The following is a 25511-nucleotide window of genomic DNA, read 5'->3' on the forward strand; positions in this document are numbered from 1 at the left end:
GACTGAGCGAGACAGACACTGGCCGCCAAAGATACCTACCTATTGGTACATTTCAACCGGGGGCCGCTGAAACGAAGGAGGGGTATCCGTGGCGCAGCAGGAGCGCGCAATCCGGACCCGGCAGGTGATTCTGGAAGCCGCCGGAATGGTCTTCGACGAGTGCGGCTACGAAGCGGCCACCATTTCCCAGATCCTTGCGCGGGCCGATGTCACGCGCGGTGCCCTGTACTTCCATTTCAGCTCCAAGGAGGACCTGGCGCGCGGAGTCCTCGGTCAGGCCGTGACGATGGAAGGCGTAGTGCCGCAGCAGTTCAAGTTGCAGGAACTGCTCGACGCCTCACTGCTCCTGGCCTACCGGCTGCCCCGCGAGCCGATGCTGCGCGCCTCGATACGGCTCTCCGTCGACCAGCGGGCGCGTGCCCTCTTCGGCACCAGCTGGCCCGACTGGATCACGGTCGCGGCGGAGCTCCTCTCCGACGCCAAGGGCCGGGGCGAGACGCTGCCGCACGTCGACCCGGTGGAGACCGCCCGCCTGCTCGTGGGCGCCTGGACGGGCGTCCAGCTGATCTCCGAGGCCATGCCGGAGCCCCCCGAGCTCGTCCGCGAGATCTCGCTGCTCTACCAGCTCCTGCTGCCGAACATCGCCGTCCCCACCGTGCTGGCCCGCCTCGACATCTCCCCGGACCGCCCCCTGCGCCTGCGCGCGGAGGCCCCGGAAGCGGCCCACCAGGCCTGATCGACCGCACCCGACCCGCCGCCCGGGGTGCACCCCGGGCGGTGCTGCGTCCGATGTTCCGTCCGGCGATCCGTCCGCTGTCCCGGAACACCGAAAAGCCCAGGTCAGCAAGGAACTGACCTGGGCTTCATCGGAGCCGCCTTCGGGATTCGAACCCGAGACCTACGCATTACGAGTGCGTTGCTCTGGCCAACTGAGCTAAGGCGGCGCGCTGCCGGAAACCAAGGTTGGCATCAGCAGCGGGCCCAAGTCTACACAGTTTCCGGGGGTGCTCCGTACACGGTGCTCCGGGAGGGGATCGCGCAGGTCAGGGGCCGGGTCAGGAGCACCTGCGGGAGGCGGGGGGCGGGGTGGTGGTGAGGAGGTAGTCGTTGATCGCGGAGTCCACGCAGGCGCTGCCCCGGTTGTAGGCGGTGTGCCCGTCGCCGTCGTAGGTGAGCAGGCGGCCCGAGGAGAGCTGTGCGGCCAGTGCGCGGGCCCAGGGGTAGGGGGTGGCCGGGTCGCGGGTGGTGCCGACGACGAGGATGGGGGCCGCGCCCGGCGCCGTGATGCGGTGGGGGGCGCCGACGGCCGGGACGGGCCAGTATCCGCAGCTCAGAGCGGCCCAGGCGAAGCTCGTGCCGAGCGCCGGGGAGGCCTTCTCGAAGTCGGAGAGGGCGCGGCGGACGCCGGCCGGGCCGCGGAAGGCGGGCGGGAGGTCGAGGCAGTTCACGGCCGAGTTGGCCGGCATGAGGTTGGTGTAGACGCCGCGGTCGTTGCGCTCGTAGTAGGCGTCGGACAGCCTCAGCAGCAGGGCGCCGTCGCCGTTCTGCGCGTTGTGCAGGGCCTTGCGCAGGAGGGGCCAGGACGCCTCGTCGTACATGGCGGAGATCACACCGGTGGTGGCGAGGCTTTCGGTGAGTTCGCGGGATTTGCCGGTGGGAATCGGGCGGCGGTCGAGGGTGGCGAAGAACGACTTGAGCCGGACGCCGGCGACGTCGGCGCGGCCGCCGCCCTCGATCGGGCAGTCGTCGTGCCGGGCGCAGTCCGCCGCGAAGGAGGCGAAGGCGGTCTGGAAGCCCGCTGTCTGGTCTCGGTTGACCCGCTCCGCGCTGAGCGAAGGGTCGAGCGCGCCGTCGAGGACGAGCCGGCCGACCCGCGAGGGGAACAGCCCGGCGTACGTGGCGCCGAGGAAGGTGCCGTACGAAGCGCCGACGTAATGCAGCCTGTCGTCGCCCAGGGCGGCCCGGAAGACGTCCATGTCGCGGGCGGCCTCGACGGTGGAGACATGCTGGAGCAGCTTCCCGGAGCGGGACGCGCAGGCGTTCGCGAACTTCTTGAAGGAGTCGGTGAGTTCGCCGACCTCCCGCTCGTTGTCCGGGGTCGCGTCGACCTTGGTGAAGGCGTCCATCTCCGCGTCGCTCAGGCAGGTGACGGGCTCGCTCGCGGCCACGCCGCGCGGGTCCATCGCCACCATGTCGTAGCGGGCGCGGACGGGGGCGGGGTAGGCGGCGGCCGCGTAGCCCTGGAGGAAGGTGATGGCCGAGCCGCCCGGGCCGCCGGGGTTGACCATGAGCGAGCCCAGGTGCCTGCCGGGGCCGGTCGCCTTCTTGCGGGATACGGCGAGCTTGAGGTCGTCGCCGGCGGAGGGCCGGTCGTAGTCCAGCGGCGCCCGCAGCGTGGCGCACTCGAAGCCGGGGTGCTTGCCCGCGCAGGCGTGCCAGCGGAGCTTCTGCTCGTAGTACGGCCTCAGGGCGGTGGGCGCCCCCTCCTCCCCCGCTCTGCCCGACGCGGCCGCGCTCGGCGCCGCGCCTCCCGAGACCGCGGCCGAGATCAGCAGGGCCGCGGTCGCGGCCAGCGTGCCGGAGGTGCGGAGCAGGCGGCGGGTGTCCATAGGCTGGTCCCTCTGTGTGGGAGACAGGTGGGCAGACAGGCATGAGGCGCTGAGGCGTACGCGGACGCATGTCGCACGCTCGTACAGCGGTCGTACATACGTAAAGGCGCAGGACTTACACGGCATACGGAGCGTATCCGGACGGATACCCGCCTTGGCCAGCCTTACCGGCCACTAGTCCTCGTACGAGTGAGGAATCACCCAACCTGCGGTGTGCCCACCCTCACCCGTACTACTCGCGGCCGGGCTCCCCGATCAGCCGGCCCGCAGGGCGACGGCCATGGCTTCGACCGCGAGCAGCGGCGCCACGTTCCGGTCGAGGGCCTGCCGGCAGGCGGAGATCGCCTCGATGCGGCGCAGCGTCCCCTCCGGCCGGGAGCCGGAGGCGATGCGCTCCAGCGCGGCCCGGGCGTCCGGGTTGGCGAGGGCCACGCGCGAGCCGAGCTGTATCGCCAGGACGTCGCGGTAGAAACCGGTGAGGTCGGTGAGGGCCAGGTCGAGGCTGTCGCGCTGCGTACGGGTCGCGCGGCGCTTCTGCCGGTCCTGGAGCTCCTTCATCGCGCCGGCGGTGCCGCGCGGGAGACGGCCGCCGGTGCCGGCCGCGGCACCGAGCGCGGCGCGCAGCTCCTCGGTCTCCTTGGTGTCGACCTCCTCGGCGACCTGCTTGGCGTCCTCGGCGGCGGCGTCGATGAGCTCCTGGGCGGCCTTGAGGGCGCCGCCCATGTCCGCGACGCGTAGCGGCATCTTCAGGACGGTCTCCCGGCGGGCCCGGGCGCGCTCGTCGGTGGCGAGGCGGCGGGCGCGGCCGATGTGCCCCTGGGTGGCCTGGGCGGCCTGTGCGGCGAGCTCCGGCTCGATGCCGTCCCGGCGGACGAGGAGGTCCGCGACCGCGGCGACGGGCGGCGTCCGCAGGGTCAGCGACCGGCAGCGGGACCGGATCGTGGGCAGCACGTCCTCCAGGGACGGCGCGCACAGCAGCCACACCGTGCGCGGAGCGGGCTCCTCCACGGCCTTCAGCAGGACGTTGCCGGCGCCTTCGGTGAGCCGGTCCGCGTCCTCCAGGACGATCACCTGCCAGCGGCCGCCCGCCGGGGACAGCTGGGCACGCCGGACGAGGTCACGCGTCTCCTTGACGCCGATCGACAGCACGTCCGTGCGGACGATCTCGACGTCGGCGTGCGTCCCCACCAGCGTCGTGTGGCAGCCCTCGCAGAAACCGCAGCCCGGGGCGGCGCCGAACGTCCGGTCCGTGCTGACGCACTGCAGCGCGGCCGCGAAGGCCCGGGCGGCGGTGGCCCGGCCGGAGCCGGGCGGGCCGGTGAACAGCCACGCGTGCGTCATCCTGGACGCGCCGGCGGCTGCCGCCGCGGCCGCCGCGTCGCCCGTGACCAGCACGTCCGCGTCGCGCGCGGCAGCGGAGAGCTGCTCGATCACCCGGTCCTGGCCGACCAGGTCGTCCCACACCGCCATGGCTGTCCTCCGCGCTGTCCGGTCCTGCGGTTACCCATTGTGGGACACGCCACTGACAGCGCGGCCCGCGTCCGGTCGTTCGGCGCCCCTACCGGCGCCCGCGCCCCCGACCGTCGCGAGGACCGTCCTCACCATCGTTACCGTCGCTCTCACGACCGGTCTCGCGGTCGCGCCGGCCGAGGAGGTCGTCCGCGAGGGTCGGCGCGTCGTCGGCCCACTCGGGCCTGCGGCGCGGCCGCCGTACGGGCTGATCCTGCTCGTCCGTCCCGTCCGCCGCGACGGGCGGCAGCTCGCGCGTGCGCTCGGCCTCCGGCTCGGCGGGCGCCTCGTCCTCGGGCCGGAACAGCCAGTCCGGCACCCGGTCCGCCGGGTTCTCCGCCCGCGCGGGCGGCTCCCGCCGCACGGGCGGCTTCGGCAGCACCGCGGTCTCCTCGGCCTCAGGCGGGGTGACGCCCCAGGTGACGCGCTGCCGGTCCAGCGGCCCGAGGACCGGCACGGGCGGCAGCACGGCCGTCTCGTCCTCGGCCCGGGGCCCGGACGGCACGGGCGGGAGCAGCGCCGTCTCGTCCTCGGCGCTCGCAGACGCGGACGGCTCGGACGGCTCGGACGGCACGGGCGGCAGCAATGCCGTCCGGTCCTCGGCACCCGGCGCCGCGGGCGACACGGGCGGGAGCAGCGCCGTCTCGTCCTCGGCGCTCGCAGGCGCGGACGGCTCGGACGGCTCGGACGGCACGGGCGGGAGGAGCGCCGTCCGGTCCTCGGCACCCGCAGCCGCGTCACGCGGGTCGGGCCGGTGCACCACCGGCGTCTGAACGGTCTGGGTCTCCTCGGCCTCGCCCCGCTCCGGGCGGCGCGGCGCGGGGGTCTCCACGGTCGGCGCGTCCCCGGCACGCGGCGCGGGCGCACCGGCAGCCGTCCGGGTGGCCGAGTCGGCCGCGAGGGAGGCTCGCGGATCCGGCGTCCCGGCACGACGCGGCGCCTGCTTACGGAACGAAGCCGTCCCGACCACGGGAGCCCGCCCCGCACCGTCCTCGTCGCCCACACGCGGCGCCGGCGTCTCCACGGTCAGCGCATCCGCGTCACCAGGAGCGGCGGCGTCCTGAGCTTCCGCATCCTTCACGTCACCCGCACGCGGCGCCGGCGTCTCCACCGTCCGCGCATCGGCGGCGTCACGAGCGGCCGCGACCCGGTCCTGCCCCGCACGCGCCTCGGCGTCCCGCGCTTCCGCATCCCGCGCGGCGTCCTTGCGCAGCGACGGCCTCTCGACCGTCGGCGCCTCCGCCGCGTCGGCCGCGTCAGCGGCACCCCCACGCGGCGCCGGCGTCTCGACAGTCGCCGCATCACCGCCGGCGGCACCGGCAGAAGCACGACTCACCGCACCCGCGTCAGCGGCACCCCCACGCGGAACCGGCGTCTCCACGGTCGGCGCGTCACCGCCCGCAGCCGCACCGGCAGCACCACGCACCGCATCCGTAACCGCGTCAGCGGCAGCCGCGGCGGCCTCCGCAGCCAGTCGGGCGCGCTCGGCGCGCAGCAGGGCCTCCTCGGCCTTGCGCTGCTTCTCCAGGCGCCGTTCCTCGGCCTCGGCGCGCAGGCGCGCCTCCTCGGCCGCCTGCTTGCGCAGACGTTCCTGTTCGGCGGCCCGGGCGCGCTCCTCCGCCTCGCGGCGGCGGCGCTCCTCCTCGGCCTGGCGGCGGGCTTCCTCGGCCCGCTGACGGGCCTCCTCCGCCTGGCGCTCGGCCTCGAGCCGGCGGGCCTCCTCGGCCTCGCGCCGCTTGCGCTCCTCTTCCTCCGCCCGCAGGCGGGCGAGCTGCTCCTGGCGCTCGCGCTCCAGCCGGGCCTCCTCCGCCTTGCGGGCGGCCTCCTCCTCGGCCTTGCGCCGGGCCTCCTCCTCGGCGGCCTTGCGGGCCGCCTCACGGGCCTCCTCGCGGGCCTTGATCTCGGCCGCGGAGAGCGGAAGGAGCTGGTCGAGGCGGTGGCGTACGGGCGTGGTGACGGCCTCCGGCGCCTGGCCGGCGTCCACGACGAGGTAGCGGGCGGGGTCGGCGGCGGCCAGGGTCAGGAACCCGGCCCGTACGCGCTGGTGGAACTCCGCCGGCTCGGACTCCAGCCGGTCCGGCGCCTCGGTGAAACGTTCGCGCGCGGTCTCGGGCGAGACGTCGAGCAGCACCGTCAGGTTCGGCACGAGCCCGTCCGTCGCCCAGCGCGAGATGCGGGCGATCTCGGTCGGCGAGAGGTCGCGCCCGGCGCCCTGGTAGGCGACGGAGGAGTCGATGTAGCGGTCCGTGATGACGACCGCGCCGCGCTCCAGGGCGGGCCGTACGACGGAGGCGACGTGCTCGGCGCGGTCGGCCGCGTACAGCAGCGCCTCCGCGCGGTCCGACAGGCCGGCGGACGCCACGTCCAGCAGGATCGCGCGCAGCCGCTTGCCGATGGCCGTGGCGCCCGGCTCCCGGGTGACGACGACCTCGTGGCCCTTGGCGCGGATCCACTCCGCGATCGCCTGCACCTGCGTGGACTTGCCGGCGCCGTCGCCGCCCTCGAAGGCGATGAAGAAACCGGTGCCGCTGACGCCCTCCACCGGGTCGCCGCCGCGCAGCGAGTCCAGCAGGTCCTTGTGGAACGGCACGCCGTGCCGGTCGTCCGTCCGGCCCAGGACCAGCGCGCCGACGGGCAGCAGGAGCGCGCCGACGAGCATCAGCGTGAACGCCGCCCCGCCGTGCGCGAAGACGAAGCTGCCGTCCCCGATCCGGTGCGGGCCGATGGCCGCGGCCAACAGCGGCGCCGCGACGGCGCCCACGGCGACCGTGACGCGGACGACCGCGTGCAAGTGGTCGGTCGTACGGGCCCGGCGGTCCTCCTCGGTCTCCTGGTCGAGCAGGGAGTGACCGGTGTTGGCGACGACTCCGGCGGATACGCCCGCCAGGACGACGAGCAGCAGCACGGTCGTGGCGTCGTTCACCAGGCCGGCGGCGAGCAGCGCCAGGCCCGTCAGGGCGAGGGCCAGCGCGAGCAGGCGGCGCCGCGAGAAGCCGGGCAGCACCTTCCGGGCGCCGCGGATGCCCACGACGGGGCCGCCGGAGAGCGCGAGGACCAGCAGGCCGAAGCTCACCGGGCCGCCGCCCAGGTCCATGGCCTGCAGCGTGGCGACGCCGACGCCCGCGGCGATCGCGCCCGCGATGGCCGCGCACGCCAGGACGAGCACCGGGATCGCGCCCGTACGGCCCTTGTCGGGCGCTCCCTGGGCGTTCTTGGGGCGGCGCAGGCCCTCCAGCGGGGAGCGCACGCGCGGGACCTGCACGCCCTTGGGCAGGCCGGGCAGGTGGAGGAAGTACAGGATCGCGAGGGACGTCGCGAAGAGCCCGGCGGCGAGGTACGAGCCGAGGGCGGCCTGGTGCTGGTGGAACCAGTCGATCCCGGAGCCCAGGAGGTTGCTCACGAGCGTGATGGCGACGAGCGCCGCGGCGCCGACGGGCAGCGCGACGAAGGTCGTGCGCAGCGACAGGCGCCGCAGGGCCTCGTAGTGGTCCGGCAGCGGCCGCACGGCCGCGCCCTCCGGCGGTGCCGTGGGCAGCAGTGCGGGCACCGCCTGGTCCTTCGCCACCGTCCAGACGCGCTCGGCGACGCCGAGGACGAAGGCCGTGACCAGCAGCCAGGTGAGGGCCGTGCCCGGGGTCCAGACGATCCAGGTGGGCGCGACGGCGAGCAGCGCGAGCCGGACGCCGTCCGCGCCGATCATCGTCCAGCGGCGGTCGAGCGGACCGGCCGGCGCGAAGAGCGAGGACAGCGGGCCCAGCAGGACCGCGCCGGAGAGCAGCGTGGCGACCAGCCGCGCGCCGATCACGGCGGCGACGGCGAGGGCCGCGCCCCGGTAACCACCGCCGAACGACCCCGATGCGACCGCCGCCTGCAACGCCAGCAGCAGGAGCACGAGGAGGGCGAGGGCGTCACCGACCCCGCCGGCGAACTGGGCGCTCCACAACCGCCGGAGCGGACGGAAGCGCAGCAGGGCTCGTACGGCACGCTCGCGGGAGTCCGCGGCTAGGGCGCCGGATGTGGGGGTGTCCACTGTTGGCTGCTCGGCTCGCGTCATCCTGCCAGCCTATCCGGAGTGCCCCGATACGAGACGCCTCCCCGAACACATGCACGAACATGCGCGCGAACGGAAGACGAACGACCGAGCGGGACAAAAGGCCGGGGCGGCGGACCGGAATCCGGCCCACCGCCCCATTTGTCCTGCCCGCCAGTACGACCTACCGACTAACCCGGCGTCGGCCGAATCACTCGGCGTCGGCAGCCGCGGCGGAGTTGGCCGCCGCGGTCTTCTTCGCCGTCGTCTTCTTGGCGGCCGTCTTCGTGGCCGTCGTCTTCTTCGCCGCGGCGGTCTTCTTCGTCGCGGTCGTCTTCTTGGCGGCCGTCTTCTTCGCCGCGGTCTTCTTGGCGGGGGCCTTCTTGGCCGCCGTCTTCTTGGCCGGGGCCTTCTTCGCCGTCTTCTTGGCCGGGCCCTTGGCGCGCTTCTCCGCCAGCAGCTCGTAGCCGCGCTCGGGCGTGATCGTCTCGACGTCGTCGTCGCGGCGCAGGGTCGCGTTCGTCTCGCCGTCGGTGACGTACGGGCCGAAGCGGCCGTCCTTGACCACGACCGGACGCTCGCTGACCGGGTCGGTGCCCAGCTCCTTCAGCGGCGGCTTGGCCGCGGCACGGCCGCGCTGCTTGGGCTGCGCGTAGATCGCGAGGGCCTCGTCGAGGGTGACGTTGAAGATCTGGTCCTCGGTCTCCAGCGACCGCGAGTCCGTGCCCTTCTTCAGGTACGGGCCGTAGCGGCCGTTCTGGGCGGTGATCTCCACGCCTTCGGCGTCCTTGCCGACGACGCGCGGCAGCGACATCAGCTTGAGGGCGTCGTCGAGGGTGACCGTGTCGAGGGACATGGACTTGAAGAGCGAGGCCGTCCGCGGCTTGACCGCGTTCTTGCCGGTCTTCGGGGTGCCCTCGGGCAGCACCTCGGTGACGTACGGGCCGTAGCGGCCGTCCCGGGCGACGACCGGGTGACCGGAGACCGGGTCGGTGCCCAGCTCGAAGTCACCGCTCGGCTTGGCCAGCAGCTCCTCGGCGTACTCCACCGTCAGCTCGTCCGGAGCGAGATCCTCCGGCACATCGGCGCGCTGGTGCCCCTCGGCGTCCTTCTCACCGCGCTCCACGTACGGGCCGTAGCGGCCGACGCGCAGCACGATGCCCTCGCCCACCGGGAACGACGACACCTCACGGGCGTCGATCGCGCCCAGGTCGGTGACGAGCTCCTTCAGACCGCCGAGGTGGTCGCCGTCGCCGTTGCCCGCGTCGGCGGCGCCGCCCTCCGGCCCCTCACCGAAGTAGAACCGGCGCAGCCACGGCACGGCCTGGGCCTCGCCGCGGGCGATGCGGTCGAGGTCCTCCTCCATGGAGGCGGTGAAGTCGTAGTCGACGAGCCGGCCGAAGTGCTTCTCCAGCAGGTTGACCACGGCGAAGCTCAGGAAGGACGGCACGAGCGCCGTGCCCTTCTTGAAGACGTAGCCGCGGTCGAGGATCGTGCCGATGATCGACGCATACGTCGACGGGCGGCCGATCTCCCGCTCCTCGAGCTCCTTGACCAGCGAGGCCTCGGTGTAGCGGGCCGGGGGCTTGGTCGCGTGGCCGTCGGCGGTGATCTCCTGGGCCGTCAGCGGGTCGCCCTCGCCGACCTGCGGCAGCCGGCGCTCGCGGTCGTCGAGCTCGGCGTTCGGGTCGTCGGCGCCCTCGACATAGGCCTTCATGAAGCCGTGGAAGGTGATCGTCTTGCCGGACGCGCTGAACTCGGCGTCACGGCCGTCGCTCGCCCGGCCGGCGATGCGCACGGTGACGGAGTTGCCGGTCGCGTCCTTCATCTGGGAGGCGACGGTCCGCTTCCAGATCAGCTCGTAGAGGCGGAACTGGTCGCCGGTCAGACCGGTCTCCGCGGGAGTGCGGAAACGATCACCCGAAGGACGGATCGCCTCGTGCGCCTCCTGGGCGTTCTTGACCTTCCCGGCGTACGTGCGCGGCTTCTCCGGCAGGTAGTCGGCGCCGTACAGCTGGGTGACCTGAGTACGGGCCGCGTTCACCGCCGTGTCGGACAGCGTCGTGGAGTCCGTACGCATATAGGTGATGAAGCCGTTCTCGTACAGCTTCTGGGCGACCTGCATCGTCGCCTTGGCGCCGAAGCCCAGCTTGCGCGAGGCCTCCTGCTGCAGCGTCGTGGTGCGGAACGGGGCGTACGGCGAGCGGCGGTACGGCTTGGACTCGACGGACCGCACGGAGAACGACGACTGCTCCAGGGCGGCGGCCAGCGCACGGGCGTTAGCCTCGTCCAGGTGCAGCACCGGAGCGCCGTCCTTGAGCCGCCCGGTGGAGCCGAAGTCACGGCCCTGTGCGACCCGGCGGCCGTCGACCGAGGTCAGGCGGGCGGTGAAGGTGGCGGGGTCGCCGGCGTCGCCGCCGCGGCCCGTGTCGAAGGTGCCGGTCAGGTCCCAGTACTCGGCGGAGCGGAAGGCGATGCGCTCGCGCTCGCGCTCGACGACGAGACGGGTGGCCACGGACTGCACCCGGCCGGCGGACAGCCGGGGCATGACCTTCTTCCACAGCACCGGCGAGACCTCGTAGCCGTAGAGGCGGTCGAGGATGCGGCGGGTCTCCTGGGCGTCGACCAGCTTCTTGTTCAGCTCGCGGGGGCTGGCGACGGCGGCCTGGATCGCGTCCTTGGTGATCTCGTGGAAGACCATCCGGCGGACCGGGACCTTGGGCTTGAGGACTTCCTGCAGGTGCCAGGCGATGGCCTCGCCCTCGCGGTCCTCATCGGTGGCCAGGAAGAGTTCGTCGGACTCGGCCAGCAGCTCCTTGAGCTTCTTGACCTGGTCCTTCTTGTCGGTGTTGACGACGTAGATGGGCTGGAAGTCGGCGTCGACGTTCACGCCGAGACGGGCCCACGGCTCGCCCTTGTACTTGGCCGGGACCTCGGCGGCCCCGTTCGGCAGGTCACGGATGTGCCCGACGCTCGCCTCGACGACGTATCCGGGGCCGAGGTAGCCCTTGATCGTCTTCGCCTTGGCAGGCGACTCGACGATGACGAGTCGGCGGCCGCCCTGTGCGGTCTCGCTGGTCGGGGACAACTTCGCTCTTCTTCCGGTCGACACTCGGTGTGGGCGTTGCGGTGACGCTGCGGAGTGTGACGGTACATCCCGCCCCCGTGTCAAACGGAAAAAGCCCGCAACGCCACTCGAACGGTAACCCGACAAGCGTCCTGTCTGCCGCCCGGACCGTCACACCATGCGTGTGACGGCGCTGACACGTGCGGTCACAGGACGGGCGGGGCGGGGCGGCGGCATAGCGGTGGGCCGTATGGGGCGCCTGGTGGAGCGCCGGGTCGGGAGGGGGCCGGTGACCGGGGAAAGAGGAATGTGACGCGATCACGACCCCTCCTTTTCCCCTTCTCATGGGTCTGCCCACCCCTTGCTCCCCCGTCCCCCCGCGCGCCCCGCCGGCCGCGTCAGCCGGCCACCGGAGTGAGAAAGCCCTGCTCGACGAGCATGCGGATGGCCTCCGGCGTACGGTCGCGCAGCAGCACCGGGTCCTCCCCGAGGAGCTGGGCGATCGCGTCGAGGATGCGGCCGGCGGGCAGGGACCCGTCGCAGACGCCCGCGAAGCCCGCGCCAACCGTGTCCACCTTGGTGGCCCGGCGCATGCCACGGTTCTGGCGCAGCACCACGTGCTCGGGGTCCTCGGCGCCCGGCAGTCCGACCTGTTCCTGCACGACCTCGTCGGCCAGCTTGAAGCGCGCGGCCAGCAGCGCCGCGTCGTCGTGCGTGCGCAGGAAGTCCTGCCGCTCGAAATGCGCCCGTACGGTCGCCCCCAGCGGCTGCTCGATCGGGTGCGGCCACTCCTCGGCGACCACCGACGGCCGGTCCGAGCCAGACTTACGCAGCGTGATCCAGCCAAATCCGACGCCCTTGGTCTTGCGGGCCTCGAACTCCTCCAGCCAGGCGTCGTAGCGCGCCGCGTACTCCTGCGGAGCGGTGCGGTGATCGCCGGCGTCGCGCAGCCACAGCTCGGCGTACTGCGCGACGTCCTGCACCTCGCGCTGGACGATCCACGCGTCGCAGCCGCTCGGCACCCAGGAGGAGACCCGCTCCCGCCAGTCCTCGCCCTCGACGTGCTGCCAGTTGGCGAGCAGCTGGCAGTAGCCGCCGTCGTTGAGCCGGTCGGCCGCCTGCCGCACCAGCGTGCGGCACAGGTCGTCGCCGCCCATGCCGCCGTCGCGGTAGGTCAGACGGGCGCCGGGCGAGATGACGAACGGCGGATTCGAGACGATCAGGTCGAAGGTCTCCCCGGCGACCGGCTCGAAGAGCGAGCCCTGGCGCAGGTCGGCCTCCGGTGCGCCGGAGAGTGCGAGTGTGAGCCGCGTGATGTGCAGCGCGCGCGGGTTCAGATCCGTGGCCGTGACCCGGCCCGCGTGCTGGGCGGCGTGCAGCGCCTGGATGCCCGATCCCGTGCCCAGGTCGAGGGCGCTCCCGACGGGAGTGCGGACCGTGATCCCGGCGAGCGTGGTGGACGCGCCGCCCACGCCGAGCACGAGCTCCGAGCGCTCCACGCCGGCCGGACCGCCGGTGCCCCCGGCGATGCCGCCGGCACCGCCGACGGCGCAGCCCAGGTCGGAGACGATCCACCAGTCCTGCCCCTCGGGGCCGCCGTAGGGGCGTACGTCCACGCCGGCCCGCACGAGGCCTTCGTCCGCCCCGTCCCGCACCAGCCAGCCGTCGGCCAGGCAGTCGTCGACGGGGAGCGCGGCGGCGGCGCGGGCGTACGGCACGGACCGCTGCAGCAGGAAGAGCCGGACCAGCGTCTCCAGCGGGCCGTCGCCGCGGGTGGCCCGCAGGGCGGGGACGGTCTCGCTGCGGGCGAGGGCGGCGTAGGCGGAGGCGCCGAGCAGGTCGAGGAGGCCGTCGGCCGTGAAGGCCGCGGCCAGCAGGGCCTCGCGCAGTCGGGCGGTGCGCGCCGGGTCGGCGGTGGGGAGGTGCGTCGTACTCACCAGGCCATTGTCGGGGGCGCCGGCGGCAAATGGCGAAAGCCCGGCTCCGCGCCCGGGGGCGCGGAGCCGGGCCGGAACCAATCCCGGCTCCGTCGGCCTTACTTCTCCGCCGGTGTCACTTCTTCGTCGGCGTGGGGCTGACCGACGTCTTCTGGCAGCCCGGCTGCTTCGCCATCGCCTTGCCGACGTCCCCGGACTGCAGCTTCTTGAGTGCCTCGTCGCTGCGGCTGCTGAGCTTGCCGATGTCCCCGGCGATGCTCTTGAGGCCCTCGGCGAACTTGGCCTTGTCGCCGGTGTCCAGCTCGTCGATCCGCTTCTTCAGCCCGGCGTACGCGCCCGAGAGGTCGTTGAGCGCCTTGACGGCGTTCTTCTGGCTCGTCTCGCCGTCCTTGACGGGCGGCGCGCCCGCGCGGTCCACGGAGGTGGCGAGCGCCTTGTAGGCGTCGGCGTTGGCCTGGAAAGCCGTCGAGTCGGTCTGCTGGACCTTCTTCGAGTCCTCCTCGGTCTGCATGCTCGCGATCGCGGAGTTGGCGTCCGTGATCTTCTTCACCTGAGGCTGCATCTGGTCGCAGACGCTCTTGGCCCAGTCGTCGAGCTTCTTCTTGCCGTCGTCGTCACCGCCGCCGCAGCCCGTCAGCGCCAGGACAAGTGCCGCCCCGCCGGACAGTGCCGCCACAAGCTTCTTGTTCACCGGATTGGTCCCTTCAATGGCTCTCGGCCCCGGAACTTACACGTCCAGGCGAGAGGGGCCAGGAGCCGAGCACACCGCATGCACCCATTACGCACCCTTTTAAAGCCATTTGCACCAAGCTAGGCGTGGCGTTCGCCGCACCTGACGCGGTGCCCGGCCGGACCGGAGCGGGTGCCTGCGGTGCGCTCCCGTGCTGTCGTTCCTCACGCTGAGACGCCGTCAGGACACCACCGCCGGGTCCACGGGCTTCGCCGCCCGCTCGGCGTTGCCGTCGTCACCGTCCACGGCGACGCCGCGCCGCTTGGAGACGTACACCGCGCCCACGATGACGACAACGGCCAGTACCGCGACGCCGATTCTCAGGCCCCGGTTGGCGTCGGCCCCGTAACTGAACTTCACCACCGCCGGCGCGATGAGCAGCGCCACCAGGTTCATCACCTTCAGCAGCGGGTTGATCGCGGGACCCGCGGTGTCCTTGAACGGGTCGCCGACCGTGTCGCCGATGACCGTCGCCGCGTGCGCCTCGCTGCCCTTGCCGCCGTGGTGGCCGTCCTCGACCAGCTTCTTCGCGTTGTCCCAGGCACCACCGGAGTTGGCGAGGAAGACCGCCATCAGCGTGCCGGTGCCGATCGCGCCGGCCAGGTACGAACCGAGCGCGCCGACGCCGAGCGAGAAGCCGACGGCTATGGGGGCCATGACGGCGAGCAGACCGGGCGTGGCCAGTTCGCGCAGCGCGTCCTTGGTGCAGATGTCCACCACCCGGCCGTACTCCGGCTTCTCGCTGTAATCCATGATCCCGGGATGCTCGCGGAACTGCCGCCGCACCTCGTAGACCACCGCGCCCGCCGAGCGCGAGACCGCGTTGATGGCCAGCCCCGAGAAGAGGAAGACCACGGCCGCGCCCAGGACCAGCCCCACCAGGTTGTTGGGCTGCGAGATGTCCAGGCTCAGCCCCAGCTCCCCGGGGTCGGCACGCACCTCCCCGACGGCCGTGGCGATCGCGTCCCGGTACGAACCGAACAGCGCGGACGCCGCCAGTACGGCCGTGGCGATGGCGATGCCCTTGGTGATCGCCTTGGTGGTGTTGCCCACGGCGTCGAGGTCGGTGAGCACCTGCGCGCCCGCGCCCTGGACGTCGCCGGACATCTCGGCGATGCCCTGCGCGTTGTCGGAGACCGGCCCGAAGGTGTCCATCGCGACGATGACGCCGACGGTGGTCAGCAGCCCGGTGCCGGCGAGCGCGACGGCGAACAGCGCCAGCATGATCGACGTGCCGCCCAGCAGGAACGCCCCGTACACGCTCAGGGCGATCAGCACCGCCGAGTAGACCGCGGACTCCAGGCCGATGGAGATGCCGGCGAGGACGACGGTCGCGGGGCCGGTCAGGGACGTCTTGCCGATGTCCCGCACGGGCCGCCGGCTGGTCTCGGTGAAGTAGCCGGTGAGCTGCTGGATGAGCGCGGCGAGGACGATGCCGATGGCGACGGCCACGAGCGCCAGGACGCGCGGGTCACCGTCGTGCGCCCGGATCGCGGCGTCCCCGATGCCCTCCAAGTCCGCGTAGCTGGAGGGCAGATACGCGAAGACCGCCACCGCCACCAGGACCAGCGAGATCACCGCGGAGATGAAGAACCCCCGGTTGATCGCGGTCATCCCACTACGGTCGCTGCGCCGCGGCGCCACCGCGAAGATGCCGATCATCGCGGTGAGCACGCCGATGGCGGGCACGAGCAGCGGAAACGCCAGACCGGCGTCGCCGAACGCGGCCTTGCCCAGGATCAGCGCCGCGACGAGCGTCACCGCGTACGACTCGAACAGGTCGGCCGCCATCCCCGCGCAGTCCCCGACGTTGTCGCCCACGTTGTCCGCGATCGTGGCGGCATTGCGCGGGTCGTCCTCGGGGATGCCCTTCTCGACCTTGCCGACGAGGTCGGCGCCGACGTCCGCGGCCTTGGTGAAGATGCCACCGCCGACCCTCATGAACATCGCCAGCAGCGCCGCCCCGAAGCCGAATCCCTCCAGCACCTTGGGCGCGTCGGCCGCGTACACCAGGACGACACAGGAGGCGCCCAGCAGGCCGAGGCCCACCGTGAACATGCCGACGACCCCACCCGTCCGGAACGCGATCTTCATGGCCTTGTGCGAGACCGCCGTCAGATCCTTCTCGGGCTCGCCCTCGGCAGGCGTCGCCTCCCGCGCCGCGGCGGCCACACGCACATTGCTGCGCACCGCCAGCCACATGCCGATATAGCCGGTGGCCGCCGAGAACAGGGCGCCGACCAGGAAGAAGAGCGAACGTCCGATGCGCTGCGAGCCGTTGTCCGCGGGCAACAGCATGAGCAGAAAGAACACGACCACGGCGAAGACGCCGAGCGTGCGCAACTGCCGGGCGAGATAGGCGTTCGCGCCTTCCTGCACCGCCGCGGCGATTCTCTTCATGTTCTCGGTGCCCTCGCCTGCCGCGAGCACCTGACGCACCAGCACCACGGCCACCGCGAGTGCCGCGATCGCCACTGCGGCGATCACCATCACCAGGGTGCGATTGCCGTCGGTCAGCTCGACCGCGAGTTTCTGAGTGAAGTCCACCTGTTCAGGGGTAAGGGGCCCCGCCATTCGTCCTCCTTGACGTTTGGCACATGGGCGCGTAGCCGACCAGCGGCGGAAGGACAACCGCGGGAACAGCCGCCACGCTCAGGCGTCCTGAGCTCAAGATGGACGGATTGTAGGGAGCATGGCGAGATCAAAACAGAGCACGGGAAACGGAATAAGACTTCCCAGGTGAAGATCGCAGAGATGATCCGCGAATACCCCGCGGGCGAGTCGCGAAGGCTTCGCGGACGCCTCTCGCAGGCCTCGCACCTGATCGGCACCTGGAGACGGGAAAATCCGGCCGGCGCAGTGATCCATTCGAGGGGAGTCACCGGGGTCGCCGCCGAAGATCGACAGCCCGTTCGACCGACGCGGAAGCCACCGACGGCATTCCGTGCCGCCTCCGCAGGGGATTTCCCCGGCCCCTGCCGGTCCCGGGCCTTCACCCATCGCCATTACGGCACGTGAGGCGCGGTGGACTACAGCAGTGGGGGCAGACGCGCTACGGCTGCGGGGCCGTGGGCGTCGTCGGCCAGCTCATACGGATCAGGCCCCCGCTCTCGTCGGCCGTCACCTCGACGTCGTCGACGAGCCCGCTGATGACGGCGAGGCCCATGTCGTCCTCGCTCTCCTCCATCGGGGGCGCGGGCACGGCGCCACCGGACGCCGCGGCACTCGACGCGGCTCTGGCCGCGGCGGTCACCGCCGCCGCCACGGCGGCGGGGCGCGGCGCGTCATCGGCGACCTCGATGGAGAACTTCTTCTCGTCCTCGGTCAGCACGACCCGTACCGGCGTGGAGATCCCCTGGCTGTTGTGCAGGCCGACCGCGCGCGAGCACGCCTCGCCGACCGCGAGCCGGACCTCGTCCAGCACGGCCTCGTCGACCCCGGCCCGGCGCGCCACCGCGGCCGCCACGAGCCTGGCCGTACGGACATGCTCGGGAAGGGCACTGAAGAGCAGTTCGACGGTGGCCATGCCATCCCCCTCGGTGTTACCTGCCGGCACCTTTCCCTCATCGGGAAAAGGGCGAACTCGCAGAGGGGACGGGCCCTCGAGCCCGTTACCCCCCGGCGTGGCTGTGCGGCTGTTCGCCTGTGCGGTTGTCCGTCGGACGGCGACCGCGGCCGGCCGGACACCGGCCGCCGTGCCGCCCGGCGGCGTCAGTCGGTCGCCTGCACCGCGTCCTCGACCGAGGTGTGGATCGGGAACACCTTGGTCAGGCCGGTGATACGGAAAATCTTGAGAATGCGCTCCTGGTTGCAGACCAGCCGCAGCGAGCCCTCATGGGCACGCACACGCTTGAGTCCGCCGACCAGGACGCCGAGCCCGGTGGAGTCGAGGAAGTCGACGCCCTCCATGTCGACGACGAGGTGATAGCTGCCGTCGTTGACAAGCTCGACCAGCTGCTCACGCAGCTTGGGCGCGGTGTACACATCAATCTCGCCACCGACCCGGACAACCGTACGGTCGCCTACGGTCTCGGTCGACAGGGACAGGTCCACGGATCCTCCAGCACCTTGCATCGAGCGGTCGCCCCCCATGGATCGGCAGCCGCGATGGCATTCAATCACTTACCGGCAGGCGCGCACGACGCCTTGGCGCCATTGTCCGTCACGCCAGTGACACACTCGGTGTCGATGGCCAACGATCAACTCCCGCCGGAGGCGGGCGTGCACCCCTCTCCCCGGACGGTCCTCGACCGACTCGCCAGCGGGCCGGGCCGGGCTGCACGCATCACTCATACGGAGCACTTGCCCCCTCGTCCCGGACGTCATGCCCCCTGGCCGGAGAAGATCCGGCCGGAAGTGATCGACGCCATCCGGGCGGCCGGCATCGAGCGGCCCTGGGCGCATCAGGCCCGCACCGCCGAACACGCGCTGCGCGGCGAGTCGGCCGTGGTCGCCACCGGCACCGCCTCCGGCAAGTCGCTCGCCTACCTCGCCCCCGTGCTGAGCACCCTGCTGGACGGCTCCGAGGCCCCCAACGGCCGCGGCGCGACCGCCCTCTACATCGCCCCCACCAAGGCCCTGGCCGCCGACCAGCGCCGCGCCGTACGGGAACTGGCCGCGCCCCTCGGCAAGAGCATCCGGCCCGCCGTCTATGACGGGGACACGCCGATAGAGGAACGGGAGTGGGTGCGCCAGTACGCCAATTACGCGCTGACCAACCCCGACATGCTCCACCTCTCCATCCTGCCCGCCCACCCCAAATGGGCCTCCTTCCTGCGCGCCCTGCGCTTCGTCGTCATCGACGAGTGCCACACCTACCGGGGCGTCTTCGGCTCCCACGTCGCCCAGGTCCTGCGCCGCCTGCGGCGCATCTGCGCCCGCTACGGCTCCGACCCCGTCTTCCTCCTCGCCTCCGCCACGGCCTCCGACCCCGCCACCGCCGCGAGCCGGCTCACCGGCGTACCGGTCGTGGAGATCACCGAGGACGCCTCCCCGCGCGGCGAAGTCGTCTTCGCCCTCTGGGAGCCCCCGCTCACCGAGCTCCACGGCGAGCGGGGCGCCCCCGTCCGCCGCACCGCCACCGCCGAGACCGCGGACCTCCTCACCGACCTCACCGTCCAGGGCGTGCGCACCGTCGCCTTCGTCCGCTCCCGGCGCGGCGCGGAACTCGTGGCCCTGATCGCCCAGGAACGCCTCGCCGCCGTGGACCGCTCCCTCCCCTCCCGCGTCGCCGCCTACCGCGGCGGCTACCTCCCCGAGGAGCGCCGCGCCATCGAGCGCTCCCTGCACACCGGCGAACTGCTCGGCCTGTCCGCCACCTCCGCCCTCGAACTGGGTGTCGACGTCGCCGGCCTCGACGCCGTCCTCCTCTCCGGCTACCCCGGCACCCGCGCCTCGCTGTGGCAGCAGGCCGGCCGCGCCGGACGCACCGGCCGGGGCGCCCTGGCCGTCCTCATCGCCCGCGACGACCCGCTGGACACCTACCTCGTCCACCACCCCGAAGCCCTCTTCCAGCGGCCCGTGGAATCCACCGTCCTCGACCCCGACAATCCCTACGTCCTCGCCCCCCACCTGTGCGCCGCCGCCGAGGAGCTACCGCTCACCGAGGCCGACCTGTCCCTCTTCGGCCCCGAGGCCATGGTCGTGATCACCCGGCTCGAGGCTCGCAAGCTGCTCCGCCGCCGGGCCTCCGCCTGGCACTGGACCCGCCGCGAGCGGGCCGCCGACCTCGCCGACATCCGGGGCGGGGGCGGCCGCCCCGTCCAGGTCGTGGAGGAGGGCACCGGCCGCCTGCTGGGCACGGTGGACGCCTCCGCCGCCCACACCACCGTCCACGAGGGCGCCGTCCACCTCCACCAGGGCCGCACCTACCTCGTGCGCCACCTCGACCTGGAGGAGTCCGTGGCCCTGGTCGAGCAGGCCGATCCGCCCTACTCGACGACGGCCCGCGACACCACCGCCATCTCCATCCTGGAGACCACCACCGAAATCCCCTGGGGGGACGCGCGCCTGTGCTTCGGCTCCGTCGAAGTCACCAACCAGGTCGTCTCCTTCCTCCGCCGCAAACTCATCACGGGCGAGGTGCTCGGCGAGTCCAAGCTGGACCTGCCGCCCCGCACCCTGCGCACCCGCGCCGTGTGGTGGACCGTCACCGAGGACCAGCTCGACGCCGCCCGCATCGACCCCGAGATCCTCGGCGGCGCCCTGCACGCCGCCGAACACGCCTCCATCGGCATGCTCCCGCTCTTCGCCACCTGTGACCGCTGGGACATCGGCGGCGTCTCCGTCCCCCTCCATCCCGACACACTCCTGCCGACCGTCTTCGTCTACGACGGCCACCCCGGCGGCGCCGGCTTCGCCGAGCGGGCCTTCCACACCGCCGCCCGCTGGCTCAACGCCACCCGTGAGGCGATCGCCGCCTGCGAGTGCGACACCGGCTGCCCCTCCTGCATCCAGTCCCCCAAGTGCGGCAACGGCAACGACCCGCTGGACAAGAGGGGCGCCATCCGGCTGCTGACCCGCCTCCTCGCCGGCGCCCCCGCCGACGAGGCCCCGGACGGCACCCCCGGCGGTCCCTGAACGGCGCCGGGCCCCGCGCGGGACCGCACCCGCACGGAGTACGGCCCGGCCCGCGCCTCGGCCGCCACCTCCGCGAACTCCCCCTTCACCACGCACCGCACCACGCGTGCCCCCTGGGCCGCGGCGACCTCGCGGGCGAGGCGGCAGGCGGCGTCCTCGCCGTGCAGGGCGTGGTCGGCCGCGGCCAGCACCGCCAGATCCGCCGCCCCACCGGCACGGTGACGGGCCACCACCGCCTGACCCATCGCCAGCAGCGCCGTCAGCACGACACAGAACGCCATCGCCACGACCGCCGTCCACACCGTCGCGGAACCCGTCTCACCGCACGGTCTCCTCCGCAAGAGCCACCGCCTCCCCGCTCAGCCGCACGGCCAGCGGCCCCGGCCCCGCCGAGCGGGCCTCGACCCGCACCCGCACCAGGTCCCCCTCCCGCGCCAGCCCGACCTCAGCCCCTCGCGGAGCCGCCGACCGGGCCGCCGCGACGGCCGCCGCCGGCGGGTCCGACCGAGCCGCCGCCCGCGCCCCCGCCCGCGCCGCGTCCACACACTGGATCTGCGCGGCGGCCGCCATCAGGGACCAGAGCAGGGTCATGGTGAGGAGCACCAGCGTCGGCAACACCACCGCGGCCTCGGCGGTCACATAGCCGCCATCAAAACGTCGCATGGAGCGCCTTCACGATCAGCTGCTGCAGCGCCGCGCTGACGGGCCCACTGGTGACGACCTTGTAGAGCACCGCCGCCAGAGCACACGCCGCGAGCGTTCCCACGGCGTACTCAGCCGTGGTCATACCGGCGTCATCGGTCCTCCAGCGGCCTCGAAGCCGCAGAGCTGCCCTCGTTGCCCGTGCCGTCGCTGTCGCTGTCGCCGCTGTCGCCGCTGTCGCCGCCATTGCCGCCCTCGCCATCGTTGTCGTCGCCGCTGTCGTTTTCGCTGTCGTTTTCGCTGTCGTCGTCATGGCCGTAGTCGTCATCGCTGCCCTCCTCTTTCGTAGGTCGCCGTCGCGGCTGTCACTGCCGTCACGGCCGTCGCTGTCGTCACCGCCGTCATTCGCCCTGCACGAGCCCGCCGGCGAGACCGATCACCACCGGAACCACTCCGACCGTCAGGAACGCGGGCAGGAAGCACAGCCCGAGCGGGGCTGTCGCCAGGACGCCCGCTCGTCGTGCCCGGGCGCCCGCCGCCCTGGCCTGCGTGGCGCGCAACTGCGCCGCGAGCCGCCCCATGGGCTCCACCGCCGGAACCCCGGTCGCCTGGGCCCTCTCCAGGCAGCGGGCCGTACTGGCAGCCCCCGGGAGGCTCCCCAGCCGCCCCCACGCCGTGCCGGGCTCGCCCCCGAGCCGCACCTCCGCCGCGGCTTGGGCCAGATGGTCGCCCACCGGGCCGCCCAGCGACCCCCCGACCGCCTCGGCGGCCTCTCGTGGCCCCGCACCGGCGGCCAGGCAGGCGGCCAGCAGATCCGCCGCCAACGGCAGTTGGCACCCGACCTCCTCCGCCGAGGCCTCGGCGCCCGCCTGCTCCGCCTTCCGCCGCCGGTGCCACGCGCCGTATGCGGCGGCGACCGCCAGCAGACATCCCACGGCCCCTCCGGCGAGCCCGACGAGGACCAGTCCGGCGATCCCCGCCACGACGGCAGGCCGTCCGCCCCGGGCGGCCACAGCGGCCCGTAACCACCCCCTGGGGCCGCCCCCGGGTCCCTCCGGCACCCGTCGTGCGAACAGTGAGGCCGCCCGGCGCCGCATCGATCTCTTCCGGCGGGACGCGCCGCCGACGGCCGCCACACACAGCCCCGCGACCACCGCCAGGGCCGCCGCCCACAGGCTGTGGACAAGCTCCCCGCTCACGCCTTCCGTCCTCTCCCGGGCCCCTCGGCGGCCCGCACGATCCGTCGCGTCCACGCGATTCCCGCGCACTCGAGCAGCCCGCCGAGGACCAGGCAGCCGATCCCGGCCGGGGTGTGCAGCAGAACCCGCAGCGGTGCCGCGCCGAGCGCACTGCCCATCAGGAGGGCGAGCACGGGGAGGAGCGCGAGCATGGCGGCGGTGGATCTCGTGCCCGCCAACTGGGCACGCAGCTCGTCCCGCTGGTCCCGCTCGGCGCTCAGGGCCGCCGCCACCCGTTCCAGCCCCGAGGCAAGCCCCGCGCCTCCGTCGACCGCCACCTGCCAGCAGGCGGCCACGCCGTTGAGCCCTTCGGCTCCCGGCTGCAGTCCGGCCTTCCGCAGCGCCTCCGGCACGTCCCCGCCGAACCGCGCCGCAGCGGGCACGGCGGGCCAGCCCGGCCCCAACTCCATCCGCGCCAGGCCGGCCATCGCCTCGCCGGGCTGTCTCCCGGCCCTGAGATCGCCCGCGACGGTGCCACACATCTCGATCACCGCGGCTTCCCGTCGCTCCCGCTCGCGCTCCCGCCGCCGGACCCCGAGCCAGCGCCGTACAAGCGGCACGGCCAACGCCCCCGCGATCAGCGGCAGTACCGACTCGCCCACCAGGGCCACCCCACAGGCGAGCGGCAGGCAGAGCAGCTCACGCCTCTCCCGTCCCCACCGCCGCAGGCGCCCGGCCCACTCCCCCGCCCGGGCCACCCACGCGGGGCCACCGCCAGGACCGGCTCCAAGCCCGGCAGGGCCACCGCCGCCACCGGCCAACAGCAGCCGGGCCCGCCGCACCTGCGGCCCCGGCCTCGCCCACAGTCCGGCCACCACCAAGGCGCACAGCAGCGCCGCACCCCAGGTCACCGTCTGCGGCAACGGAGTCGGTACCCAGCCGGTCATGAGGCACCCCCGCCGCGCTCGCACAGCGCCGCCAGCCGTGCCCACCCAGGGGCCCGCTCAAAGCCCTCCGCGCCCCAGACGGCCGCCGGCACGGTCGTCACGAATCCGGCCGGATCCCGGTCCAGCACGTGCACTTCCGCGATGCGCCGTCGTCCGCCGTGGTCGCGCACCAGATGGATCACGACCGACAGCGCGGCCGCCAACTGGCTGTGCAGCGCCGCCCGGTCGAGGCCCGCCGAGGAGCCCAGCGCCTCCAACCGGGCCGGCACGTCCGCCGCGGCGTTCGCGTGCACCGTGCCGGAGCCGCCCTCGTGCCCCGTATTGAGAGCCGCCAGGAGATCGGTGACCTCGGGTCCGCGCACTTCGCCCACGACCAGCCGGTCCGGGCGCATGCGCAGCGCCTGCCGCACCAGATCCCGCAGGGTGACCAGGCCGGTCCCTTCCTGATTGGCCGGCCGCGTCTCCAGCCGGACCACATGGGGGTGGTCCGGGCGCAACTCCGCGGAGTCCTCGGCGAGCACGATCCGCTCATCGGGCGCGACCAGCCCCAGCAGACTCGACAACAAGGTGGTCTTGCCCGAGCCCGTACCGCCACTGATGAGGAACGACAGCCTGGCGTCCAATACCGCCCGCAGCAGCCGCTGGCCGCCGGGCGGCACGGTCCCCGCAGCCACCAGCTCCTCCAGCGCGAAGGCACGGGGCCGCACCACCCGGAGCGACAGGCACGTCGAGCCGACGGCCACCGGAGGCAGCACCGCGTGCAGCCGCGTACCGTCCGGAAGCCGGGCGTCCACCCAGGGCCGCGCGTCGTCCAGTCGGCGCCCGGCGATGGCGGCGAGCCGCTGGGCGAGCCGGCGCACCGCCGCCGCGTCGGGGAAGGACACCTCCGTGCGCTGCAGGCCCGCTCCGCGGTCCACCCACACCTGGTCGGGTGCGGTGACCAAGACGTCGGTGACGTCCGGTTCCGCGAGCAGGGGCTCCAGCGGGCCGGTGCCGATCAGCTCGGAGCGCAGCCTGGCCGCCACGCCGAGCACTTCGGCGTCGCCGAGCAGCCGCCCTTCCCGGCGCAGCGCCTCCGCCACGCGCGCGGGCGTGGGGTCCGCTCCGCTTTCCGCCAGCCGCAGCCGCACGGCGTCCAGCAACACCGCGCTCATACCGGCACACCTCCGCCTTCGGCCAGTGCGTGTGCCCAGAACTCCGCGCTGAACCGGGCCAGCGGTCCACGCTCGCCACCGCCCGGCGGCCGCCCGGAGTTCAACGCGTCCGGCAGGCCGGGCTCGAGCGGCAGTTCGCCGGCCAGGGGCAGCCCGAGGAGCCGGGAGATCTCCTCCCCACCGAGTCCGGAGCCGAAGGGGCCCCGCACCACCGCCCGGAGGTCGCCCAGCAGCATTCCCAGCATCGAGGCGACCCGGTGGGCCGCCGCGACCGCGCGCAGCTCGGCGGGCACCACCAGCAGGCCCACGTCGAGCTGTTCGAGGGCTTCCATGGCCGTTTCGTCGAGTCGCCGCGGCAGGTCCAGGACCACCACGCCGCCGCGTCTGCGGGCGGCGGCCAGCACGGCGCGCATCGCTTCGGGAGGAACGGCCGCGCATTCGCCCCGGTCCCAGCTCAGGACGCGCAGGGAGTGCAGTTCGGGCAGCGCCTCCTCCAGCGCGCGGCCCGCCACGCGGCCCCGCGAGTCGGCGAAGGCGGGCCAGCGCAGCCCCTCGGCCCGTTCCCCGCCCAGCATCACGTCGAGGCCCCCGCCCAGCGGGTCGCCGTCGATCAGCATCGTGCGCCGCCCGGTGCGCGCCGCCGCGACGGCCAGGGCGCAGGCCAGGGTGCTGGCTCCGGCACCGCCGCGGCCGCCGATCACCCCGACGGTCAGGGCCGGCCGTCCCACGCCCTCCACGGCGTCGGCGATCCGGTCGACGAGCCAGCTCTCGCTGTCGGGGAGCAGCGCCACGTTGCGGGCGCCGATCCCGACGGCCCGCCGCCAGACGCCGGGATCGTCGAGGTCCTTGCCGACGAGCACCACCCCCTCCCTGCGGGCGGCGCCGCCCATGCGCATCGCGCAGTCGTCGCCGACGAGGACGAGGGGTGCGCTGTCCCAGCCGCCCCTGCGGGCGGGTGTGCCGTGGACGACCTCGGGAACGGCTCCTGCAGCGGCACACAGCCGCAACAGATCGTCGAGCAGTCCTTCGTCCTCCGTGACGATCAGCGGGCCGCGCTGCCTCGGCTCCCCGGAAGTGGGCCAATCGGATGTATTGGATCCGGTCACGGTCTCCTCCCCTCTCACTACGC

Annotated in this window: 17 protein-coding genes, 1 tRNA gene and 1 pseudogene; 2 read left to right on the plus strand and 17 right to left on the minus strand. The window is 73.3% G+C overall.

Annotated features, from left to right (window positions below):
• Window positions 1–88 precede the first annotated feature (88 nt).
• A complete protein-coding gene (locus AB0G59_RS16985) occupies window positions 89–736 on the plus strand; it encodes a ScbR family autoregulator-binding transcription factor (protein WP_071963849.1) in 648 nt (215 codons plus the stop codon).
• A gap of 134 nt (window positions 737–870) precedes the next feature.
• Here AB0G59_RS16985 and AB0G59_RS16990 read toward each other — a convergent pair.
• The 10 genes from AB0G59_RS16990 to bldG form a co-directional block, all read right to left on the minus strand.
• Window positions 871–944 (minus strand) — tRNA-Thr (locus AB0G59_RS16990).
• 111 nt (window positions 945–1055) lie between these two features.
• Window positions 1056–2609 (minus strand): alpha/beta hydrolase, encoded by a 1554-nt coding sequence (locus AB0G59_RS16995; protein WP_360912280.1) that lies wholly within the window; start codon window positions 2607–2609, stop codon window positions 1056–1058.
• Between the two features lie 255 nt (window positions 2610–2864).
• A complete protein-coding gene (locus AB0G59_RS17000) occupies window positions 2865–4079 on the minus strand; it encodes a DNA polymerase III subunit delta' (protein ID WP_360912282.1) in 1215 nt (404 codons plus the stop codon).
• An 88-nt stretch (window positions 4080–4167) separates the two neighbouring features.
• Window positions 4168–8172, minus strand: coding sequence for a dTMP kinase (tmk, locus tag AB0G59_RS17005; protein ID WP_360912284.1), 4005 nt, complete (start codon window positions 8170–8172; stop codon window positions 4168–4170).
• 187 nt (window positions 8173–8359) lie between these two features.
• Window positions 8360–11236, minus strand: a complete 2877-nt coding sequence (gene topA / locus AB0G59_RS17010; RefSeq protein WP_360912286.1) for a type I DNA topoisomerase — start codon at window positions 11234–11236, stop codon at window positions 8360–8362.
• A gap of 377 nt (window positions 11237–11613) precedes the next feature.
• The gene (locus tag AB0G59_RS17015; protein ID WP_360912288.1) at window positions 11614–13152 is read right to left on the minus strand and encodes a methyltransferase; all 1539 of its coding nucleotides are present in this window, start codon (window positions 13150–13152) and stop codon (window positions 11614–11616) included.
• A gap of 115 nt (window positions 13153–13267) precedes the next feature.
• The gene (locus AB0G59_RS17020) at window positions 13268–13843 is read right to left on the minus strand and encodes a small secreted protein (protein WP_360912290.1); all 576 of its coding nucleotides are present in this window, start codon (window positions 13841–13843) and stop codon (window positions 13268–13270) included.
• Window positions 13844–14062: 219 nt separating this feature from the next.
• Window positions 14063–16456, minus strand: a complete 2394-nt coding sequence (locus AB0G59_RS17025; RefSeq protein ID WP_360912293.1) for a sodium-translocating pyrophosphatase — start codon at window positions 16454–16456, stop codon at window positions 14063–14065.
• 478 nt (window positions 16457–16934) lie between these two features.
• Entirely contained in the window at window positions 16935–17408 is a 474-nt protein-coding gene (locus AB0G59_RS17030; RefSeq protein WP_360912295.1) for an ATP-binding protein, read from the minus strand.
• Window positions 17409–17593: 185 nt separating this feature from the next.
• Window positions 17594–17935, minus strand: coding sequence for an anti-sigma factor antagonist BldG (bldG, locus tag AB0G59_RS17035; RefSeq protein ID WP_030367299.1), 342 nt, complete (start codon window positions 17933–17935; stop codon window positions 17594–17596).
• Window positions 17936–17989: 54 nt separating this feature from the next.
• Between bldG and AB0G59_RS17040 the strand changes: the two genes are divergently transcribed.
• Window positions 17990–20461: a DEAD/DEAH box helicase gene (locus AB0G59_RS17040; protein ID WP_360912297.1), complete on the plus strand. Its 2472-nt coding sequence runs from the start codon at window positions 17990–17992 to the stop codon at window positions 20459–20461.
• 20 nt (window positions 20462–20481) lie between these two features.
• On the opposite strand, the pseudogene AB0G59_RS17045 reads toward AB0G59_RS17040, so the two are convergent.
• The 7 genes and pseudogenes from AB0G59_RS17045 to ssd form a co-directional block, all read right to left on the minus strand.
• Window positions 20482–20802: pseudogene (locus AB0G59_RS17045) on the minus strand (Rv3654c family TadE-like protein); the annotation flags it as partial.
• Entirely contained in the window at window positions 20780–21124 is a 345-nt protein-coding gene (locus tag AB0G59_RS17050; protein ID WP_071963862.1) for a TadE family type IV pilus minor pilin, read from the minus strand. The pseudogene AB0G59_RS17045 and the gene AB0G59_RS17050, both read right to left, overlap by 23 nt.
• Complete coding sequence (locus tag AB0G59_RS17055) at window positions 21111–21350, minus strand: DUF4244 domain-containing protein (RefSeq protein ID WP_360912489.1); 240 nt, start codon at window positions 21348–21350, stop codon at window positions 21111–21113. The genes AB0G59_RS17050 and AB0G59_RS17055 overlap by 14 nt, the downstream gene beginning before the upstream one ends.
• 154 nt (window positions 21351–21504) lie before the next feature.
• A complete protein-coding gene (locus tag AB0G59_RS17060; RefSeq protein WP_360912301.1) occupies window positions 21505–22302 on the minus strand; it encodes a type II secretion system F family protein in 798 nt (265 codons plus the stop codon).
• Window positions 22299–23228: a type II secretion system F family protein gene (locus tag AB0G59_RS17065; protein WP_360912303.1), complete on the minus strand. Its 930-nt coding sequence runs from the start codon at window positions 23226–23228 to the stop codon at window positions 22299–22301. The genes AB0G59_RS17060 and AB0G59_RS17065 overlap by 4 nt, the downstream gene beginning before the upstream one ends.
• The gene (locus AB0G59_RS17070; protein ID WP_360912305.1) at window positions 23225–24382 is read right to left on the minus strand and encodes a TadA family conjugal transfer-associated ATPase; all 1158 of its coding nucleotides are present in this window, start codon (window positions 24380–24382) and stop codon (window positions 23225–23227) included. Before AB0G59_RS17070 ends, AB0G59_RS17065 begins: the two co-directional genes overlap by 4 nt.
• Entirely contained in the window at window positions 24379–25488 is a 1110-nt protein-coding gene (gene ssd / locus AB0G59_RS17075) for a septum site-determining protein Ssd (RefSeq protein WP_360912307.1), read from the minus strand. Before ssd ends, AB0G59_RS17070 begins: the two co-directional genes overlap by 4 nt.
• Window positions 25489–25511 lie beyond the last annotated feature (23 nt).

This window comes from Streptomyces sp. NPDC021096, from assembly GCF_040641275.1.
In the GTDB taxonomy this organism is placed as follows: Bacteria; Actinomycetota; Actinomycetes; order Streptomycetales; family Streptomycetaceae; genus Streptomyces.

Excerpts from the sequence above, each read along its gene's own strand:
- AB0G59_RS17025 (WP_360912293.1), bottom strand. The coding sequence starts at position 16,456 with ATGGCGGGGCCCCTTACCCCTGAACAGGTGGACTTCACTCAGAAACTC.
- AB0G59_RS17030 (WP_360912295.1), bottom strand. The coding sequence starts at position 17,408 with ATGGCCACCGTCGAACTGCTCTTCAGTGCCCTTCCCGAGCATGTCCGT.
- AB0G59_RS17050 (WP_071963862.1), bottom strand. The coding sequence starts at position 21,124 with ATGCGACGTTTTGATGGCGGCTATGTGACCGCCGAGGCCGCGGTGGTG.
- AB0G59_RS17070 (WP_360912305.1), bottom strand. The coding sequence starts at position 24,382 with ATGAGCGCGGTGTTGCTGGACGCCGTGCGGCTGCGGCTGGCGGAAAGC.
- AB0G59_RS17055 (WP_360912489.1), bottom strand. The coding sequence starts at position 21,350 with ATGGCGGCGACAGCGGCGACAGCGGCGACAGCGACAGCGACGGCACGG.
- AB0G59_RS16995 (WP_360912280.1), bottom strand. The coding sequence starts at position 2,609 with ATGGACACCCGCCGCCTGCTCCGCACCTCCGGCACGCTGGCCGCGACC.
- tmk (WP_360912284.1), bottom strand. The coding sequence starts at position 8,172 with ATGACGCGAGCCGAGCAGCCAACAGTGGACACCCCCACATCCGGCGCC.
- AB0G59_RS17065 (WP_360912303.1), bottom strand. The coding sequence starts at position 23,228 with ATGACCGGCTGGGTACCGACTCCGTTGCCGCAGACGGTGACCTGGGGT.
- AB0G59_RS17040 (WP_360912297.1), top strand. The coding sequence starts at position 17,990 with ATGGCATTCAATCACTTACCGGCAGGCGCGCACGACGCCTTGGCGCCA.
- AB0G59_RS17000 (WP_360912282.1), bottom strand. The coding sequence starts at position 4,079 with ATGGCGGTGTGGGACGACCTGGTCGGCCAGGACCGGGTGATCGAGCAG.